18 protein-coding genes and 1 tRNA gene are annotated in these 18577 nt (G+C 72.4%); 8 read left to right on the top strand and 11 right to left on the bottom strand.

Translation table 11 applies throughout. The features are described from left to right. The first annotated feature begins 172 nt into the window (after positions 1 to 172). Entirely contained in the window at positions 173 to 1042 is an 870-nt protein-coding gene (locus AC3ERT_RS12645; RefSeq protein WP_435174035.1) for a methyltransferase domain-containing protein, read from the top strand. Positions 1043 to 1153: 111 nt separating this feature from the next. Here the strand turns inward: AC3ERT_RS12645 and AC3ERT_RS12640 are convergent, their stop codons facing one another. Next, complete coding sequence (locus tag AC3ERT_RS12640; RefSeq protein WP_435174073.1) at positions 1154 to 1891, bottom strand: SDR family oxidoreductase; 738 nt, start codon at positions 1889 to 1891, stop codon at positions 1154 to 1156. A 177-nt stretch (positions 1892 to 2068) separates the two neighbouring features. On the opposite strand from AC3ERT_RS12640, the gene AC3ERT_RS12635 reads away from it, so the two are divergent. Next, the gene (locus AC3ERT_RS12635) at positions 2069 to 2650 is read left to right on the top strand and encodes a TetR/AcrR family transcriptional regulator (RefSeq protein WP_435174033.1); all 582 of its coding nucleotides are present in this window, start codon (positions 2069 to 2071) and stop codon (positions 2648 to 2650) included. A gap of 57 nt (positions 2651 to 2707) precedes the next feature. On the opposite strand, the gene AC3ERT_RS12630 is transcribed toward AC3ERT_RS12635, so the two are convergent. From AC3ERT_RS12630 to paaA, 7 genes are all read right to left on the bottom strand, one after another. Continuing rightward, positions 2708 to 2780: transfer RNA gene (locus tag AC3ERT_RS12630), tRNA-Arg, on the bottom strand. Positions 2781 to 3016: 236 nt separating this feature from the next. Continuing rightward, positions 3017 to 3409: a YidH family protein gene (locus AC3ERT_RS12625; RefSeq protein ID WP_335970938.1), complete on the bottom strand. Its 393-nt coding sequence runs from the start codon at positions 3407 to 3409 to the stop codon at positions 3017 to 3019. Positions 3410 to 3684: 275 nt separating this feature from the next. After that, positions 3685 to 4842, bottom strand: a complete 1158-nt coding sequence (paaE, locus tag AC3ERT_RS12620) for a 1,2-phenylacetyl-CoA epoxidase subunit PaaE (RefSeq protein WP_435174031.1) — start codon at positions 4840 to 4842, stop codon at positions 3685 to 3687. After that, positions 4842 to 5360: a 1,2-phenylacetyl-CoA epoxidase subunit PaaD gene (gene paaD, locus AC3ERT_RS12615; RefSeq protein WP_435174029.1), complete on the bottom strand. Its 519-nt coding sequence runs from the start codon at positions 5358 to 5360 to the stop codon at positions 4842 to 4844. Before paaD ends, paaE begins: the two co-directional genes overlap by 1 nt. Further along, the gene (paaC, locus tag AC3ERT_RS12610; protein WP_435174027.1) at positions 5357 to 6220 is read right to left on the bottom strand and encodes a 1,2-phenylacetyl-CoA epoxidase subunit PaaC; all 864 of its coding nucleotides are present in this window, start codon (positions 6218 to 6220) and stop codon (positions 5357 to 5359) included. Before paaC ends, paaD begins: the two co-directional genes overlap by 4 nt. A 33-nt stretch (positions 6221 to 6253) precedes the next feature. Beyond that, positions 6254 to 6520 (bottom strand): 1,2-phenylacetyl-CoA epoxidase subunit PaaB, encoded by a 267-nt coding sequence (paaB, locus tag AC3ERT_RS12605; RefSeq protein ID WP_435174071.1) that lies wholly within the window; start codon positions 6518 to 6520, stop codon positions 6254 to 6256. 137 nt (positions 6521 to 6657) lie between these two features. Further along, a complete protein-coding gene (gene paaA / locus AC3ERT_RS12600; RefSeq protein ID WP_435174025.1) occupies positions 6658 to 7701 on the bottom strand; it encodes a 1,2-phenylacetyl-CoA epoxidase subunit PaaA in 1044 nt (347 codons plus the stop codon). A 239-nt stretch (positions 7702 to 7940) separates the two neighbouring features. Here paaA and AC3ERT_RS12595 point away from each other — a divergent pair, with 239 nt between their 5' ends. Further along, positions 7941 to 9068 carry an LLM class flavin-dependent oxidoreductase gene (locus tag AC3ERT_RS12595; RefSeq protein ID WP_435131265.1) on the top strand — a complete coding sequence of 376 codons (1128 nt, stop codon included), beginning with the start codon at positions 7941 to 7943 and terminating at the stop codon, positions 9066 to 9068. Next, positions 9065 to 9703: an FMN reductase gene (locus AC3ERT_RS12590; protein WP_435174023.1), complete on the top strand. Its 639-nt coding sequence runs from the start codon at positions 9065 to 9067 to the stop codon at positions 9701 to 9703. Before AC3ERT_RS12595 ends, AC3ERT_RS12590 begins: the two co-directional genes overlap by 4 nt. A 125-nt stretch (positions 9704 to 9828) precedes the next feature. On the opposite strand, the gene AC3ERT_RS12585 is transcribed toward AC3ERT_RS12590, so the two are convergent. Further along, positions 9829 to 11127 (bottom strand): hypothetical protein, encoded by a 1299-nt coding sequence (locus AC3ERT_RS12585; protein ID WP_435174022.1) that lies wholly within the window; start codon positions 11125 to 11127, stop codon positions 9829 to 9831. Between the two features lie 856 nt (positions 11128 to 11983). Between AC3ERT_RS12585 and AC3ERT_RS12580 the strand changes: the two genes are divergently transcribed. Both AC3ERT_RS12580 and AC3ERT_RS12575 read left to right on the top strand, forming a co-directional pair. After that, complete coding sequence (locus AC3ERT_RS12580) at positions 11984 to 13513, top strand: MFS transporter (RefSeq protein WP_335970951.1); 1530 nt, start codon at positions 11984 to 11986, stop codon at positions 13511 to 13513. Between the two features lie 70 nt (positions 13514 to 13583). Continuing rightward, positions 13584 to 14408: an ABC transporter ATP-binding protein gene (locus AC3ERT_RS12575; RefSeq protein WP_335970952.1), complete on the top strand. Its 825-nt coding sequence runs from the start codon at positions 13584 to 13586 to the stop codon at positions 14406 to 14408. A gap of 87 nt (positions 14409 to 14495) precedes the next feature. On the opposite strand, the gene AC3ERT_RS12570 is transcribed toward AC3ERT_RS12575, so the two are convergent. Beyond that, on the bottom strand, positions 14496 to 14972 hold the full coding sequence (locus AC3ERT_RS12570; protein ID WP_435131259.1) for a MarR family winged helix-turn-helix transcriptional regulator: 477 nt from the start codon (positions 14970 to 14972) through the stop codon (positions 14496 to 14498). A gap of 210 nt (positions 14973 to 15182) precedes the next feature. Between AC3ERT_RS12570 and AC3ERT_RS12565 the strand changes: the two genes are divergently transcribed. After that, the gene (locus AC3ERT_RS12565; RefSeq protein ID WP_335970955.1) at positions 15183 to 15842 is read left to right on the top strand and encodes a TetR/AcrR family transcriptional regulator; all 660 of its coding nucleotides are present in this window, start codon (positions 15183 to 15185) and stop codon (positions 15840 to 15842) included. Positions 15843 to 16090: 248 nt separating this feature from the next. Continuing rightward, positions 16091 to 17599 carry an MFS transporter gene (locus AC3ERT_RS12560; protein WP_335970956.1) on the top strand — a complete coding sequence of 503 codons (1509 nt, stop codon included), beginning with the start codon at positions 16091 to 16093 and terminating at the stop codon, positions 17597 to 17599. 136 nt (positions 17600 to 17735) lie between these two features. On the opposite strand, the gene AC3ERT_RS12555 is transcribed toward AC3ERT_RS12560, so the two are convergent. Then, complete coding sequence (locus AC3ERT_RS12555) at positions 17736 to 18521, bottom strand: dioxygenase family protein (RefSeq protein WP_435174020.1); 786 nt, start codon at positions 18519 to 18521, stop codon at positions 17736 to 17738. Between the last annotated feature and the right edge of the window lie 56 nt (positions 18522 to 18577).

Below are 18577 nucleotides of genomic sequence, written 5' to 3'. Positions count from 1 at the left end.
ACTGTCCTTCGCCGACGGGGCGGCCGCTGGCTCGCCTCCGAACGCGACCACGTCGGCTCCGAGTTGATGGCCTTGGCCGCGGCGATGTACGACGCGAACCCCGGCCTGCGGTCGCTGGGCGGCGGATGCTGCGGACGCTGATGGCGTCGGGGCGCCGTCCTATCGTGGGCTGATGAGCCCACAGCACAGTGAACGCCGCGGGGACGAGCGGCATACGGATGAGCAGCGTAAGGACGGGCGGCGTACGGACGGGCGTTGTACGGACGGGCGTTGTACGGACGGACGCCGTACGGATGGGCACCGTACGGATGAGCACCGTACGGACGGGATCGGCGAGCAGCGCGACGGGTCCGGTGCGAGGGGCGGGCCGGCTCGCGACGGGCGCCGGATCGACCGGCCGGCCGACCTGGACGCGGTCCGCGACTCGTACGACAAGGTCGCCGACAACTACGCCCGCATGGTGCGCACCACCGGGCTCGGCGACATCCGCCGCCACCCGTGGCTCAAGGCGGCGATCGACGCCTTCGCCGACTCCGTGGGCGATCTCGGCCCCGTCCTCGACGTCGGCTGCGGGCCCGGCACCGTCACCGGCTACCTCGCCGAGCGCGGCCTCGACGTCTCCGGGGTGGACCTGTCCCCGCGGATGGTCGCCAACGCCCGCCGGCTGTACCCGCGCTGCCGTTTCGAGGTCGCCTCGGCCACCGAACTCGACCTGGCGGAGGCGTCGTTCGGCGGCCTGCTCGGCTGGTGGTCGCTGTTCAACCTCCCGCGGGCGATCCTCCCTCAGGTGTTCGCCCACTTCGCCGGGGCGCTGAAGCCCGGCGGGTACCTCATCACCGCGACGCACGTCGGCGACGAGGACGCGGCGCGCACCGAGGCGTACGGCGGCGTCCCCGTCCGCTGGACGACCCACAAGTGGCGGCCGGCGGACTACGTGCGGCTGATCGAGGAGGCCGGGCTGCACCCGGTCGCCGAACTGCGCCTGCCCGCGGACGAGCAGGTCGGTCCGGGGCTGGTGGTCATGGCCCGGCGCCGGCTATAGGGGGGCCGGCGCCCGCGGCGGGGGAGGGGCGCGGGCGCGCCGGGCGGTGGGTGGTGGACGCGCCGGGCGGTGGGCGGTGGGTGTCCGGGCCGAGGGCGCCGCCGCGGCGTTTCAGCCCTGCACGGTGGGCCGTACGACGACCTCGCTGACGTCGACGCCCTCGGGCTGCCCGATGGCGTAGCCGATCGCTGAGGCGACCGCGGACGGCGGCATCGCGATCTCGTCGCGCTGCCGCACCAGATCGGCCGCCGCTTCGGGGGACGCCCCCTTGCCCACGCCCTCGGTGTGGGTGAAGCCGGGCGAGACGAGAGTGACGCGCAGGTCCGGGCCCGACTCCTGGCGCAGGCCCTCGGTGAGTACCTTGACCGCCGTCTTGGTGGCCGCGTACACCGCCTGGGGGCTCTTGACGACGTAGGCGGCGGTGGAGCCGACGTTGACGAAGTGGCCGGAGCGCTGCCGGCGGAAGACCGGCAGGGCGGCGCCGATGCCGTTGAGCAGGCCGGTGATGTGGGTGGCGACCATGGCGTCCCAGTCGTCCTGGCGCAGGTCGTCGAAGGGGGACACGGCCATGGTGCCGGCGTTGGAGACCAGGACGTCGAGGCGGCCGTGGCGGTCGACGGCGGTGTCCGTCAGGCGGCGCAGGTCCTCGCGGCGGGTGACGTCGACGACGACCCCGACGGCGCTGCCGCCGCTCGCCGTGATGCCGTCCACGACGGCCTTCAGCCGGTCCGCACGCCGGGCGCCGAGCACCAGCTTGGCGCCCCTGGCGGCCAGGTGGACCGCCGTCGCCTCGCCGATGCCGCTGCTGGCGCCGGTGATCGCGATGACCTTGCCCTCGATGCCCTCGATGCCCTCGATATGTTCAATACCCGACATGATCGGTGTCCTCTCGCGGGCCGGGCCGCGAGCGGTCCGGCGTCGTGGCGCCGCCGAGCCGTAAACGGGGGCGCCTCCGGTTGTGTAAGCTAAGCGGGGACGCCTCCACTTGGCAAGTCGAGGCAGTGGAAGAAGGGGACGGCAGACGGGATGACCAGCGAAGGAGCACGGCCGCTGCGGGCCGACGCGCGGCGGAACCGGGAGAAGATCCTCGACGCCGCGGTACGCGTCTTCACCACCGAGGGGCTGGACGCGCACCTCGAGCGCATCGCCAAGGAGGCGGGCGTCGGCAGCGGCACCCTCTACCGCAACTTCCCCACCCGGGAGGCGCTGATCGAGGCGGTCTACCGCAACGAAGTGGCCCGCCTGTGCGACGCCGTCCCCGAACTCCTGGCCCGCCACCCGCCCGAGCAGGCGCTGCGCGTCTGGACGCGCCTCTTCCTGGACTACGTCACCGCCAAGTACGGCATGATCGACGCGCTGCGGGCCATGGTCGCGACGGGCGCCATGCCCTACGGCCACAGCCGCGAACTGGTCCAGGCCGCGGTCGCCCAGCTGATGGACGCCTGCGTGCAGGCCGGGGTGATCCGTACGGACATCCGCCCCACCGACCTCAGCACGGCCCTGGAGGGCATCGCCCTCACCTCGGCGGGCGCCGAACACCGCGAACAGGCCGAGCGCCTGCTCGACCTCACCCTGGACGGCCTGCGCATACCCCCCGGCGGCGCCTGACCCCTGGACAGCCGCCCGGGCGGCCGCCTCATGGGCGGCCCGTCGTCGGCGGCGATGTGCCCCAGGCAGGATTCGAACCTGCGACACCGGCTTTAGGAGAGCCGTGCTCTATCCCCTGAGCTACTGGGGCAGTGCTCGATCGCTAGGGTAGCGGATCGGGGGTCCGGCGGGCGCCGCAGGTTGGGGTGGCGGGTCGGACGGTGGGCCGGGATACGGCGCGGCCGGTGCCCGTGCCGCGCCCGTGCGCGGTTGCGAGCCCACCGGAACGCAAGTCCTGCCGCGCGCACGGCATTCGGAAGCCGTCGGCGTCGGCGTGCGTGGTGTCGTCGCTCGTGCCGAGCAGCCGTCGCAGGCGGTCCGCGGTGGTCATGACGCGGTGATGATGACCGCGATGACGAAGCCGGAGAGGACCAGCAGCGCCGACATGAGGACGGCGGGGCCCACGATGCGGCCCAGCGGGCGGCCCTCACGCATCCGGGCCTGCCGGGAGCGCCACTGGGCGTAACCGGCGATGGTCACACCGCCCGCCAGGGCCACGAGGTAGCCGGCCATGGCCAGCCGCAGGGCGCGCGGGGTGACGTCGGTGAGATGGACGACGGCGAACGCGGCGGCCAGGAAGGCCAGCGCCGTACGGGACCAGGCCAGCAGTGTGCGCTCGTTGGCGAGGGAGGCCCGGTAGTCGGGCTCCTTGCCGCGCGTCCACCAAGCAGTGGAGCGCGAGGCGGGTTCCCCCTCGGGCTCCTGGTGCTGGGGCGTCATTGTCCGCTCCCGACTTTCCACACCTGCGGAGCGCACGGCCCGGCACCCCGCGCGCACGCGGGCTGCTGCCCGATCGCGTCACCCACCGCACTCCACCCCGCCCTCGACCGCCGCTGACAGCACGCTCCCCAAGATCGCCGAGAGCGCGACGGCCCGCCATCCGGCAGACCCGGATGAGTGAGCGGCAACACCCAGTCCGCCCCGCGCCTGCGAACGGGCCAGCCCCGTTCGGGCGGGCGAACGCGCCGCCCCGGCTCGCCGGGCGGCGGCGCGCGCTATGCGTCGTAGTCGACGGTGAGGCGGTCGGAGGCGGGGAAGGACTGGCAGGTCAGGACGTATCCGGCGTCGACCTCGGCCGGCTCCAGGGCGAAGTTGCGGCGCATGTCGGCCCGGCCCTCGGTGATCTTCGCGCGGCAGGTGCCGCAGACGCCGCCCTTGCAGGCGAACGGGAGGTCGGGGCGGGTGCGTTGGGCGCCGTCCAGGATCGTCGTGCCGGTGGGCAGGGCGGTGGTCGTGGTGCGGCCGTCGAGGACCAGGGTGACCTCGCTGACCGGGCCCTTGGCGGTGGCGTCCGCGTGGCGCAGCGGCGTGATCGGCTCGTCGTCGGCGAAGAACAGCTCCTGGTGGACCCGCTCGTCGGGTATGTGCAGGCCGGCGAGCAGCTGCCGGGCATCGGTGACCATGCCGTGCGGGCCGCACAGCCACCAGTGGTCGACGCTGGGGACGTCGACCAGGCCCGCTATCAGCGCGGCGAGCCGCTGCCCGTCCAGCCGTCCGGAGAGCAGGTCCGCCTCGCGCGGCTCCCGTGACAGCACGTGCCCGAGCTGGAAGCGCGCCGGGTGGAGGTCCTTCAGGTCCGCCAGCTCGTCGGCGAACATCACCGTGCCCGTACGCCTGTTGCCGTAGAAGAGGGTGACCTGCGAGACGGTGTCGGCGGCGAGCACGGACTCGGCGATGGACAGCATCGGCGTGATGCCGGAACCGGCGGCGACGAGCACATGGTGGCCCGGGGTGCCGAGGTCGGGGGTGAACGCCCCGGTCGGCGCCATCACCTCGACCATGTCCCCGGGGCGTACCTCGTGCACCAGCCAGGAGGAGAACAGGCCGTCCGGCACGACCCGCACCCCGATGCGCGGCGGCTCGCCCGCGGGCGAGCAGATCGAGTACGAGCGCCGCTCGTCGCGCCCGTCGACCGTCCGCCGCAGCGTCAGCGACTGGCCCGGCCGGTGGGCGAACTCCTCCGCCAGCTCGGCGGGCACCTCGAAGCCGACGGCCGCGGCGTCCTCGCACAGCGGCCGCACCTCGGCCACACGCAGGGTGTGGAATGCGGGGCGCCGCCTGGCGCGCGCGGTGCCGCCCGCCGCCGCAGCGGTGGCGGCCGCAGCGTCCGTGGTGGCCGCAGTCTCCGCGGCGGCCTCGGTGGTGGGAGCCATCACAACTCCTTGACGTGTTCGAAGGGTTCCAGGCAGCCGTCGCAGCGCCACAGCGACCGGCACGCGGTGGCCGAGAACGCCGACGTCTGCCGCGTGTCGTTGCTGCCGCAGCGCGGGCAGGGGACGGCCCGCCGGGTGGCGCCGAGCACCAGCGGCACCGGGCCGGCCGGCCGCCGCGGCGCGGGACCCGGCGGCGCGATGCCGTGCTCGCGCAGCTTGCGCCGGCCCTCGGGGCTGATCCGGTCGGTGCTCCACGGCGGGTCGAGCACCGTACGGATCTCGACGCGCCCGAACCCGGCCGCCCGCAGCCGCGCCGCCACATCGGCCCGCATCTCGGCCAGCGCCGGGCAGCCGGAGTACGTCGGGGTGAGGCTGGCGACCACCGTGCCGTCCTCGGTGGTGCGCACCTCCCGCAGTACGCCGAGGTCGGCCAACGTGAGCATCGGCAGCTCGGGGTCGGGGACCTCGGCCGCGATCCGGCGCGCCCGCTGCTCGTCGAGCCGGGTGGAGGCGCTCACCACGCCGCCCCCGGGTGGGCGCGGGCCACGCTCTGCAACTCCTCCAGCAGCGGAGCCAGATGGACGGTGTGCTCGCCGCGCCGCCCCCGGTAGGGCGCCGCGGGCCGCTCGGGCAGCTCCAGACCGGCGGCAGCGAGCACCTGGCGCAGCACCTCCGCCGTCTCCTCGCGTACGGTGTCGCCGGCCGGGGCGCTCGCGGCGAGGACCTCCTCGAGGTAGGGCGCGAGGTCCGCCAGCGCGGCCCGCACCCTGCGGTGCGACTCCTCGGTGCCGTCGCCGAGCCGCACCACCCAGTCCGCGGCGTACTGCCGGTGGTAGGTCAGCTCGGGCACGGCCTTGGCGGCTATGGCGGCGAGCACCGGATCGGCCTCGCCGGTCAGGCGCCCGAGCAGCGCCAGCCGCCAGGCCGACAGGACCAGCAGCCGGGTGACGGAGAACGCGAAGTCCCCGTTGGGCAGCTCGGCGAGCGCCACGTTGCGGAAGTCGGCCGGCCCGCGGAGGTACGCGTACGCGTCCTCGCCGCGGCCGGTGCCGTCGACCTGCCCGCAGCGGGCGTACAGCATCCGCGCCTGTCCGAGCAGGTCCAGGCCGATGTTCGCCAGCGCGACCTCCTCCTCCAGCTCCGGCGCCCGGGTGCACCACTCGGCCAGACGCTGGGCCGCGACCAGCGCGTCGTCGCCCAGCGCGAGGCACGTGGCGGCGAGCGTGGCCGCGTCCACGCCGTCCGGCAGTGCGGTGTCCACGCCGTGCAGCGGGTCGGCGAACCCGGTGCCGAACGCCCAGCGGGCGTCCGCGCCGCCATGTTCCTCGGTCAGCGAGAGGTAGACGTGGTCGTCGTCGGCCGTCTCGGTGTGCTCCATGGCGTCTGCCTCCTTCACTGCGCGGGCGCGCGGTCAGATGTGGGGAACGTCGTCGGGGATGTCGTAGAACGTCGGGTGCCGGTAGACCTTGTCGGCGCTCGGCGCGAAGAACGGGTCCTTCCCGTCGGGCGTGGAGGCGGCGATGTGCGAGGAGCAGACCACCCAGATCGACACCCCCTCGTTGCGCCGGGTGTACAGGTCGCGGGCGTGGGTGAGCGCCATCGTGTCGTCCGCGGCGTGCAGCGAGCCGACATGCACGTGGTTCAGCCCGCGCTTGCCCCGCACGAACACCTCGTACAGCGGCCAGCCGCCCTTGGCGGCGGGTGCCGGGCCGCCGGTCCCCGTACTCGCCGAGGCTTTGGTGCCGGCAGCGTCCGTTGCGCCGGCGCCGGCGCCCGTGCCGCTTCCGGCGGGCCGGTTGTCGTCCTTGGTGCCGCTCATGCCGCCGCCCCTTCCCGTGTCCCCGCGTCCGCCGCCGCGGAGCCCGCCGCCCGGGCGGCCTTTTTCGCGGCATGGGCCGCGGCCGCCTCGCGCACCCAGGCGCCTTCCTCGTGGGCAGTCGTGCGCCGCTCCACCCGCTCGGCGTTGCACGGTCCGTCGCCGGCTATCACGCGCTGCAACTCCGACCAGTCGGGTGTGCCGAAGTCGTGCCGCCCGCGCTCCTCGTTCCACCGCAACTGCGGGTCGGGCAGGGTGACACCGAGCTTCTCCGCCTGCGGGACGGTCATGTCGACGAACCGCTGCCGCAACTCGTCGTTGCTGTGCCGCTTGATCTTCCACGCCATGGAGGCGGCCGAGTTCGGCGAGTCGCCGTCGGGCGGGCCGAACATCATCAGCGACGGCCACCACCAGCGGTCCACCGCGTCCTGCACCATGGCGCGCTGCGCCGGGGTGCCGCGCATCATCGTCAGCAGCAACTCGTAGCCCTGGCGCTGGTGGAACGACTCCTCCTTGCAGATCCGCACCATCGCCCGCGCGTAGGGGCCGTACGAGCTGCGGCACAGCGGCACCTGGTTGCAGATCGCGGCGCCGTCCACGAACCAGCCGATCACGCCGACGTCCGCGAACGTGGGGGTCGGGTAGTTGAAGATCGACGAGTACTTCTGGCGGCCGGCGACCAGCCGCTCGGTCAGGTCGGCCCGGTCGGCGCCGAGGGTCTCGGCCGCGGAGTACAGATACAGCCCGTGGCCGGCCTCGTCCTGCACCTTCGCGAACAGGATCGCCTTGCGCCGCAGCGACGGGGCCCGCGTGATCCACGCGCCCTCGGGCTGCATGCCGATGATCTCCGAGTGCGCGTGCTGCGCGATCTGCCGGACGAGCGTGCGGCGGTACCCGTCCGGCATCCAGTCCCGCGGCTCGATCCGCTGGTCCCTGTCGATCGTCGCGTCGAAGCCGGCCTGGAGACGCTGCCCCTCGGCGTCCCCCTCCTGCGGGCCCCGGCCGTCGTCCTGGTCCGCGGCGCGCGCGGGTACTGCGGTCATCGCTACCTCCCAACCGACCATTCGTTCGGTTTCGAGTCTCGCCGATCGCGGCCGCCCGCGCAAGCACGGAACAGCGGGCCTGTGGACAAGTGCGGGGGCTGTGGAAAACCGCGTCGGCGGGCGGCGCGGGGCGGACGGTCGCCGGCGCGGGGGCTGGGGGTGGGGTCCGCGGGAATAGCGCGGTGTGGTGGAATGTTCGCGTGGTTGAACAATCAACCAGATGGGACGGTGGGAGAGCGATGCAGTTCGGAATCTTCACGGTCGGCGACGTCACGACCGACCCGACCACAGGTCGCACGCCGAGCGAGCACGACCGGATCAAGGCGATGGTCGCGATCGCGCTGAAGGCCGAGGAGGTCGGGCTCGACGTCTTCGCGACCGGCGAGCACCACAACCCGCCGTTCGTGCCGTCGTCCCCGACCACCATGCTCGGCTACGTCGCCGCGCGCACCGAGCACCTGATCCTGTCCACGTCCACGACCCTCATCACCACCAACGACCCGGTGAAGATCGCCGAGGACTTCGCGATGCTCCAGCACCTGGCCGGCGGCCGCGTCGACGTGATGATGGGGCGCGGCAACACCGGCCCGGTCTACCCCTGGTTCGGCAAGGACATCCGCGAGGGCATCCCGCTGGCCGTCGAGAACTACGCGCTGCTGCACAAGCTGTGGCGCGAGGAGTCCGTGGACTGGGCGGGCCGCTTCCGCACCCCGCTGCAGTCCTTCACCTCCACTCCCCGGCCGCTGGACGGCGTGCCCCCGTTCGTGTGGCACGGCTCCATCCGCAGTCCGGAGATCGCCGAGCAGGCCGCCTACTACGGCGACGGCTTCTTCGCGAACAACATCTTCTGGCCCAAGGACCACTTCAAGCGGCTGATCGGCCTGTACCGCGACCGCTTCGCGCACTACGGCCACGGCACACCCGAGCAGGCGATCGTCGGCCTGGGCGGCCAGGTCTTCATGCGGAAGAACTCCCAGGACGCGGTGCGCGAGTTCCGCCCGTACTTCGACAACGCGCCCGTCTACGGCCACGGCCCGTCGCTGGAGGACTTCACCGAGCAGACCCCGCTGACCGTCGGCTCGCCGCAGGAAGTCATCGAGAAGACGCTGGCCTTCCGCGAGTCCTTCGGCGACTACCAGCGGCAGCTGTTCCTCATGGACCACGCGGGCCTGCCGCTGAAGACGGTGCTCGAACAGCTCGACATCCTCGGCGCGGAGGTCGTCCCCGTGCTGCGTGAGGAGTTCGCGAAGGGGCGCCCGGCGCAGGTGCCGGACGGGCCCACCCACGAGGCCCTGGTCGCCCGCCGCGACCAGGGTGGCCAGGACACCGCGGGCGCCGCGGCCGACAACAAGGAGGTGCGCGCATGACGAAGCAACTGGTGGTGGTCGCCGCGGGCCTCGGCAAGCCGTCGTCCACCCGGCTGCTCGCCGACCGCCTCGCGGACGCCACCACGCGCCACACCGACGTGGACGTCCGGGTGATCGAACTGCGCGAACTCGCCAACGACATCGCGCAGAACATGGTCACCGGCTTCCCGTCGCCCCGGCTGCGCGACGCCATAGAGGCGGTCACCTCGGCCGACGGCCTGATCGCCGTCACCCCGGTGTTCACCGGTTCCTACAGCGGCCTGTTCAAGTCCTTCTTCGACGTCGTCGACAAGGACGCCCTCGCCGGTATGCCCGTCCTGATCGCGGCGACCGGCGGCACCGCCCGGCACTCCCTGGTGCTGGAGCACGCGATGCGGCCGCTGTTCGCCTACCTGCGGGCCGTGGTCGTGCCCACCGCGGTGTACGCCGCCTCCGAGGACTGGGCCTCGGGCGGCGACGGCGCGCTGGCCGCCCGCGTCGACCGCGCCGCCGGCGAACTGGCTGCCCTCCTGGGCGCGCGCCCGGACCGCCCGGCGTCCTCTGCCGGCGGCATCCCGGGGGAGCGGGCCGCGGCGGACGACATGGAAGTGGTGCCGTTCGCGCAGCAGCTCGCGGCCCTCGCCGTCGACAAGTGACCTCGCCGACGGCTGCCCCGTGGCAGGTCACCCGCGCGTCTTCGTAAGAGTGACCTGCCGGGCGCCTGGTTGACCGCCCCCAGTGCGGCGGGCAACGCACCGGCACACGGACGCTCCCGTACGCGCTAAGCGGCGCTGCCCTTCGGCCCGCCCGGTCGGCGGCGGTCGTCGAGGAACTCCACGACCGCCAGCGCCCCGAGCGCCGCCAGCGCGATCCAGAAGACGACCATCCCGGTCGGGTACGACCAGAGCACCAGTACGGCAGCCGCCGCCAGGACCACCAGCCAGTGCAGCAGGTGGCGGTACCGGTGCACCCAGGACCCCACCGGCACGGCCCGCACCCCGGCGGCCTGCCTGACCGCCGCGATCCCCGACTCCCACGCCGCCCTGACCCGTACCGCCCACCGGCCGCCGCCGCTCACCCAGGCACCCAGGGCGACGACCACGCCCAGCACGACCAGCATGAGCACCGCCTCCCGCAGGAAGCGCACCATCTGGTCGTAGACCGTCCCTGCCGCCTGCTGGTCGATGTTCGTCGGCAGATGGTCGAGGTAGACGATCCGGAACACCGACAGCGCGACACCGAGCGCCGCGATGCCCGCCGCGACCGCCAGCGCCGCCGTCACCACCGCACGCCGCCTGCGGGCCGCCAGCAGCACCCCGCCGCCGGCCAGCAGCAAGGTGATCCAGGGCAGCCAGTTCCCGGCCAGTTGCAGTATCCGGAAGCCGGTCCTGGCCCGCTGCACATCCGCCGACTCCAGCAGCGTGTACTCCACCCGCACCTGCGGGATGTGCGACGCCACTGTGAGCCCGCCGTCCACCAGCCGCTTCTTCACCTGCTCGACGACCGGCGCCAGGTTCAGCTCCACCGCGTCCCCCCGCACCCGCACCGCGCTGCCGGTGTCCCCGGTGAGGACGCCGATGAAGGCCGTGTGCGCCTGGCGGTTGAGCTGCACCCACAGAGTCCTGAATGCGTCACTCGCCACGAACGACGCGACCGTCTGGCGCACAAGGTTCCTGACACCCTCGGTGATCGGACCGCCCAGCGCCCCCAGGGCCGCCTTGACGCCGGGCCGCTTGTCCGGCGCCACCTCAGACAGCAGGGTGTCGATGTCGATCCGCTGCATGATCGCGTCGGTGACATTGGCGGTCACCGCCGCCTGGACGTCAGGCTTCGACGCCAGCGGCGCGACCGTCTGCACATAGCGGCCGGTGTCCGCCATGTCGTCCGCCACCCACACGGCGACCACACTCAGCGGCGCGATCAGCGCGGCCAGGGTGATCAACACGGCCGAGATCGCCGACCGCAGCCTGTGGCGCGCAGGAAGGCGTGCCCGCAGCGCGTCCAGCGCCGCCAGCTCCTCCGCGTCGAGGGGGACCCGGCCGTCGCCTCCGGAGCGCGCGCCGCCCGCGTCGCCGGCCATCCGTACGCTCCTTCGCCGCCTCGCCGAACCACCCGGCCCCCGCACCCTCCGACTTCAGAAAACGGCCTCAGCACGCTCGCCGCGCGCGCTGTTAGTGCGTACGTGAACTGCCGCGGCCGTCCCCGTACGGGTGACCTGCGCGTCGATCACGCACATCAGCGGATCGAATGCCCGCACACCCGGCGTACCTGGCACGCCTGCACCCTTGCTGCCTCGCCATGGCCCGACCTCGCCGTACACGCGGATGCGCTACCACGCCCGTCGAGCCGCGCCATCCGGGTGACAGCGGGTTATGCGCGCGGAGTCGCCGGTTAAAGATCGTTTTGTCGATGCCGTAGGTCCGGCGAAGCCCGGTTCACGCGGCAGGGTCACACGAAGGGCACACCGGTGGACGTGCGTCTGCTGCTCAGGGCATGCGGGAGTGCGGCGGGAGCGACCCCCTCCGCGCGCGGCGGCTGCATCGCGCCCGTGCGTCCCTTGACCCGCGGCCCGCTCGCGCGCCGCACCGGCCACCGCGCGGCCGACCGCTCCGTGACCGTCATCGCCACCCGGGACGGTCGCCCGATGGCGGTCGCGGGTGATCCCCGCGTCCTCGCCCCGGCCGTAGGCCGCAGGACCGGGGACGCAGGAACTGCCGCCGCGCCCGGGACGGGGCCCGGGCGCGGGCGGCTCCCCGGACCCCTCGCGGCACCGGCCGCGGCGCCCAGTTGGGCCCGGTTGCCGCGCCCCGCCTGACACCGGCACGACCGGCGCCGTGGCAGGGTGCCGTCACTCTCCCGCGTGGCAGCCATCCGGAGCTCCGCCTAGCGTGGAAGCAACCCCGGGGGGTGCGCATTCGCGCTAAGGAGACCACCTCATGGCCCGTGGCACCGAGGACAGCTCCACGGGCTCGGACGTGGAGGGCGGCAGCCAGCGCCGCCGACGTCCGAGCCTCGTCGACAGTCCGAACCACCGCTGGTGGGTACTGAGCGTCATCGCCCTCGCACAGCTGATGGTCGTCCTGGACGCGACCATCGTGAACATCGCGCTGCCCTCCGCCCAGACGGCCCTGGGCTTCAGCAACGGCAACCGGCAGTGGATCGTCACCGCCTATGCGCTCGCGTTCGGCTCCCTGCTGCTGCTGGGCGGCCGGCTCTCGGACCTCATCGGGCGCAAACGGATGTTCCTGATCGGCCTGGTGGGCTTCGCGGTCGCGTCCGCCATCGGCGGCGCCGCCGGGAGCTTCGAGGTGCTGGTCGCCGCCCGCGCCCTGCAGGGCATGTTCGGCGCGATGCTCGCGCCCGCCGCCCTGTCGCTGCTGACGACGACGTTCACCGACCCCAAGGAGCGCGCGAAGGCGTTCGGTATCTATGGCGCGATCGCCGGTGCGGGCGGCGCCGTCGGCCTGCTGCTGGGCGGCCTGCTCACCGAATACCTGAACTGGCGCTGGTGCCTGTACGTGAACCTGTTCTTCGCCCTGATCGCCTTCGTCGGCGGCTCACGGCTGCTGCACGCGGGCGGCCCGCCGGACCGCCCCGCCCTGGACCTGCCCGGCACGCTCCTGGTCTCCGGCGGCCTGTTCTGCATCGTCTACGGCTTCTCCAACGCCGAACGCCACCAATGGGGCGCGACCAGCACCTGGGGCTTCCTGGTCGCCGGGGGCCTGCTCCTGATCGCCTTCGTGTGGTGGCAGGGACGCGCCCGCCAACCTCTGCTGCCGCTGCACGTGGTGGGCGACCGCGACCGCGGCGCGTCCTTCCTCGCGATGTTCATCTCGGGTGCCGGCATGTTCGGAGTGTTCCTGTTCCTGACCTACTACCTGCAGCGCACCCTGCTGTACTCGCCGGTGAAGACCGGCCTGGCGTTCCTGCCGATGGTCGCCGTCATCATGATCGTGTCCGTCACCACGACGAACGCCCTCGTGCCGCGCTACGGCGCGAAGCCGATCGTCCCGACCGGCATGGCGTTGGGCGGCGGCGCCATGGTGTGGCTGACGGCGCTCGACGCGCACAGCACCTACGCCGCCCATGTGCTGCCGCCGCTGCTCCTGCTGGGCGCGGGCCTGGGCATGATCTTCGCCACCGGTATGAACCTCGCCACCGCGGGCGTGAAGCCCCGTGACGCGGGTGTGGCGTCGGCGATGGTGAACACCTCGCAGCAGGTGGGCGGTTCCATCGGCACCTCGCTGCTCAACACCCTGGCGCTCAGCGCGGCCACCAGCTACGCGTCGTCCCGGCGCCCCTCGGCGGGGGTCGCGGCCCAGGCCCAGCTGCACAGCTACTCGGTGGCCTACTGGTGGTCGGCCGGCTTCTTCGCGGTCGGCTTCGTGGTCACCTTGCTGCTGTACCGGCGGGGCGTGCCGGCGAGCCTTTCCGACCCGACCGCCCAGGGCGGCGCCCCGATGTGACCCGGCCGCACCGTATCCACATCGCGGAACGCCGCCGCAGGCCGATGGTGCGTACAGCTACCGTTTCTCCATGGCAGCGAACGGCAAGGACACGACCGGTTCCACGCCGCCGGTGGTCGCGGCACTCGACGCGGTCAGCGTCCGCCGGTACACCACCGGCCAGGTGATCCTCGACGACATCGACTGGACCGTGCGCTCCGGTGAGCACTGGGCGCTGCTGGGCGCCAACGGAGCCGGCAAGACGACCATGCTCCGGCTGATCGGCGCCCTCATGCACCCGACGACGGGCTCGGTCGAGGTGCTTGGCCACCGCCTGGGCCAGGTCGACATGCGCGAGCTGCGCGCCCACATCGGCCTGGTCTCCTCCGCGCAGAAGGTGCCGCAGGACGCCACCGCGCACACCGTCGTACTGACCGGCCACACCGGCACCGTGCAGCCGCTGTGGCGCAAGTACGACGACGAGGTGCGCGAACGCGCGCACACCCTGCTGTCGGAACTGGAGATCAAGGAACTCGCCGACCGCGCCTACGGAGTGTGCTCGGGCGGCCAGCGGGCGCGCATCCTGGTGGCCCGGGCCCTGATGGCCGACCCGTCGCTGCTGCTGCTCGACGAACCGTTCAACGCGCTCGACCTGCCCTCCCGCGAGGACCTGATCGACGCCATGCACCGCCTTGCGGCCACACGCACCTCGCTGGCCACGATCACCGTGACCCACCACCTGGAGGAGCTGTCGCCGGCGATCGGCCACGTGCTGCTCCTCAAGGAGGGTCGTGTGCTCACCTCCGGCGACGCCGAGCAGGTCCTCACCGCCGAGCGGATGACCGAGTGCTTCGGCCGCCCGATCGAGGTCAGCCGCCACGAGGGCCGGTGGCTGGCCCGCTCAGGGCGCCGCTGACGGCTTGTACGGCCCCGAGAGGCACCCCCGTCCCCTTTCGGGACGAAAGAGCCGCAGGAGCCCGCTCAGGCGCTTTCTGACGGCCTTTCAGCGCCGCCAGGGCAGGTCGGCGCCCGGCGGGTGGTGCAGTCCGTCCGCGATGATCCGGGAGATCTCGCCGAGCTGCTCCACCTGCTCCGGGCTCAGCCGGTCGAAGATCGCCGCGCGGACCGCCGCGACATGGCCGGGGGCGGTCCGCACCAGCTCCTCGTGGCCGGCGTCGGTCAGTACGGCGAGCTGGCCCCTGCGGTCGGATGGGCAGTCCTCGCGCCGCAGCCAGCCGTTGCCCTCCAGGCGCGAGACCGCGTGCGACAGCCTGGAGCGGGTGATCTTGGTCCGCTCGGCGAGCTCGGTCATCCTCATCCGGCGCTCGGGCGTCTCGGAGAGTGTGGCGAGAAGCGCGTAGTACATGTGCGGCATGCCCGCGTCCCGCTGGAGCTGCCGGTCGAGATGATCCTCCAGCAGGGTCGTCGCCTGCAGGAACGCCCGCCAGGTCGCCTGCTCGTCTTCGGTCAGCCACTCCATGGACGCATCATAGGGGAGCTTCGTTGAATGTTCAATAAAATAGCTCGATCAATGTGATGCGCGTCACTTTGGCGCGGGAAATATCCGGGGATCAACTCCCCGTTTAACCAGGCGTACGCAAACGGGGACAGCCTCCGTTTCGGCGTCGGACCGCTCGGACCGGCGTACACCGTGCAACACCAGGACCGGATCGCCGGAAGGAGCTTGGCCGTGACGCTCGACCTCACCACCACCGCCGCTGCCAAGCCGCGCGCCGCGAGGCTGCGTGCCGACGCCACCCGCAACCGCGAGCGGATCGTGAACGCCGCCCGCGAGGCGATCGTGGAGTTCGGCCCCGACGTACCCCTGGACGAGGTGGCGCGCCGCGCCGGCGTCGGCAACGCCACGCTCTACCGCCACTTCACGGACCGCGCCGAACTCGTCCGCCAGGTCGCCCTGGCGGTGATGGCTCGTATCGCGCGGCGCGCCGAGGACGCCCTCGCCGAGGAGTCCGACGCGCTCTCGGCACTCCAGCGCTTCGCCTTCGAAGCGGCCGAGGAGCGCATAGGTGCCCTGTGTCCCATGCTGTCGTCCGCGTTCGACCGCAAAGATCCCGCGGTGGAGCCCGAAGCGCTGCGCATGGAGCACGCGATCACCGAGATCCTGGACCGGGCCCAGCGCTCGGGCCAGGTGCGCGGCGACATCGCGGTCGGCGACCTGACGGTCGCGCTGACGCAGCTGACCCGGCCGCTGCCGGGCAGCGGTTGCGTCGGCTTCGACCGCTTCGTCCGACGCCACCTGCAACTCTTCCTCGACGGACTGCGTGCTCCGGCGCGCTCGACGCTCGAGGGCACCGCCGCGACCCTGGAGGACCTGCAAGGCTGCCATTAACCGTTCGCCCGCGCCCACAGCGGGCACTACCGTTGGCGACTTCGCCTCGTGCCGATCGCTTCGTGGATCGCATCAACCAACGGCCGACAGCACGGCGGCCGACCGGGCGTCGAAGAAGACCGCTCGTCCCCGCATGAACACCCTTGTACGCCGGACCCGGGCCCCTGGATGCCGATCCGGCCCCGGACCGCTTGCTGACAAACGTCCCCACGTCCTGTCACTCCGCAACTCGTTTTGTGAGACCACTCATGTCTGAACAGCTCCAACCTGATCCGAAGCGCTGGACAGCGCTCATATTCATCGCGCTCGCCCAGCTGATGGTGGTGCTCGACGCGACCGTCGTGAACATCGCGCTGCCGTCCGCCCAGAAGGCGCTCGGCATCTCCAACGGCGACCGCCAGTGGGTCATCACCGCGTACACCCTCGCCTTCGGCGGTCTGCTCCTCTTCGGCGGCCGTATCGCCGACCTGTGGGGACGCAAGAACGCCTTCGTCGTCGGCCTGCTCGGCTTCGCGGCCGCCTCCGCCATCGGCGGCGCCGCGGTCAACCCGGCCATGCTCTACGGTGCCCGCGCCCTTCAGGGCGCCTTCGGCGCGCTCCTGGCGCCCGCCGCCCTGTCGCTGCTCGCGGTGATGTTCACCGACGCCAAGGAGCGCGCCAAGGCGTTCGGCGTCTACGGCGCCATCGCCGGTGCCGGCGCGGCGGTCGGCCTCATCCTCGGCGGCGTCCTGACCCAGTACCTGAACTGGCGCTGGGTGCTCTTCGTCAACATCGCGTTCGCCATCGTCGCTGTCATCGGTGCCGTGCTGTACGTCCACGAGCCCGCCACCGGGCGCAACCGCAACCGGCTCGACATCCCGGGCGTCGTCCTCGCGAGCGCCGGCCTGATCTCCCTGGTCTACGGCTTCAGCCGTGCCGAAACCGACGGCTGGACCTCGGCTGTGACGCTGGGCCTGTTCGTGGCAGCCGTCGTGCTGCTGGCCGGCTTCGCCTACCTCGAGGGGCGCGTCAAGGCGCCGCTGCTGCCGCTGCGCGTCGTCACCGACCGCAACCGCGGCGGTATCTACCTGTCGCTCGGCCTGGCTGTTATCGGCATGTTCGGCCTGTTCCTCTTCCTGACCTACTACCTCCAGCAGGTCCAGGGATACTCGGCGCTCAAGTCGGGCTTCGCCTTCCTGCCGATGGTGGCGGGCATGATCGTGGGCTCCACCCAGATCGGCGCGCGCCTGATGCTGCGGGTGCGCCCGCGGCTGCTGATGGCGCCCGGCTTCCTGGTCGCCGCGATCGGCATGGCGATCCTCGCCCAGATCAAGGTCGACTCCAGCTACGCCGAGGTGCTGCTGCCCGGTCTGGTCCTCATGGGCCTGGGCATGGGTACGGCGTTCATGCCGGCCATGAGCCTGGCGACCTACGGCGTGCGGCCGGAGGACGCCGGCGTGGCGTCCGCCATGGTCAACACCTCGCAGCAGGTCGGCGGTTCCATCGGCACCGCGCTGCTGAACACCCTGGCGGCCAGCGCGACCACCTCCTGGGCCACCAGCCACATCCACACGGCTGCCGACCGTAAGAACCCGCTGCTGATCAACGAAGGCGCGGTGCACGGCTACTCGGTCGCCATCTACGTGGCGATGGGCATCCTGCTGGCGGCCTCCGCGATCGCGTTCACCTTCCTGAACGCCGGGGTCCAGAACACGGGCACCCGTGCCGGCAGCGACGACTCCGTCGAGGACATCCCCATCCCGGTCGTCGCACACTGACGCCCGACCAGGCACCCTAGGGTGCCGAACCACGAACGGCAGGTCCCCGCAGCCCCGGATTTCCGGAAGCTGCGGGGACCTGCCGTTCGTCGTGCGCAAGGAGGACGCCGACCGCGTACGCGTGGCGTCCTCGTGCTCAGCCGAACTGGACGGAACGCTTGGCGAGCCCCATCCAGAAGCCGTCGATGACGCTGCGCTGGCTGCCGAGTTCGGCCTCCGCGGCGCCCAGGGTGACGAACAGCGGCGCGAAGTGCTCGGTCCGGGGGTGCGCCAGCCGCCCGGAGGGGGAGGTGCGTTCGAAGTCCAGCAGCGCATCGACGTCCTGGGCGCCGAGCGCCCGGTGCCCCCAGTCGTCGAACTCGGCCGACCAACTCGGCGGTCCGCTGCCCGCATGCCGCAGCGCGGCCAGATTGTGCGTGAAGAAGCCGCTGCCGACGATCAGCACGCCCTCGTCCCGCAGCGGCGCCAGCCGGCGCCCGACCTCCATCAGCTTCTCCGGCTCCAAGGTCGGCATCGACACCTGGAGCACCGGGATGTCGGCTTCCGGGAACATCTCCACCAGAGGCACGTACGCCCCGTGGTCGAGTCCGCGGTCCGGTACGTCCTGCACCGGCCGGCCGGCGCCACGCAGCAGCTTGCGCACATCGTCGGCGAGCGCCGGGGCGCCAGGGGCGTCGTACGTCACCTGGTAGTAGTGCTCGGGGAAGCCCCAGAAGTCGTACACCAGGGGCACGCGGCTGATCGCGCCGATCGCCAGCGGCGCCTCCTCCCAGTGCGCCGAAACCATGAGGATGGCCTTCGGCCGGGGCAGATCGGCCGCCCAAGCGGCGAGTTGGCCCGGCCACACCGGGTCGTCCGCCAGCGGCGGCGCGCCGTGCGAGAGGTAGAGCGCGGGCATGCGCTCGGGGGGCGCCGTGGTCATCGCACCTCCTTGAAGTTTCAAGCGTCTGCCTCGACGATATCCGATGCGGTTGAGAG

It is taken from the genome of Actinacidiphila sp. bgisy145, assembly GCF_057708125.1.
The sequence above is the reverse complement of the archived record's forward strand: the minus strand, read 5'-3'. Positions and strand labels throughout refer to the sequence as shown.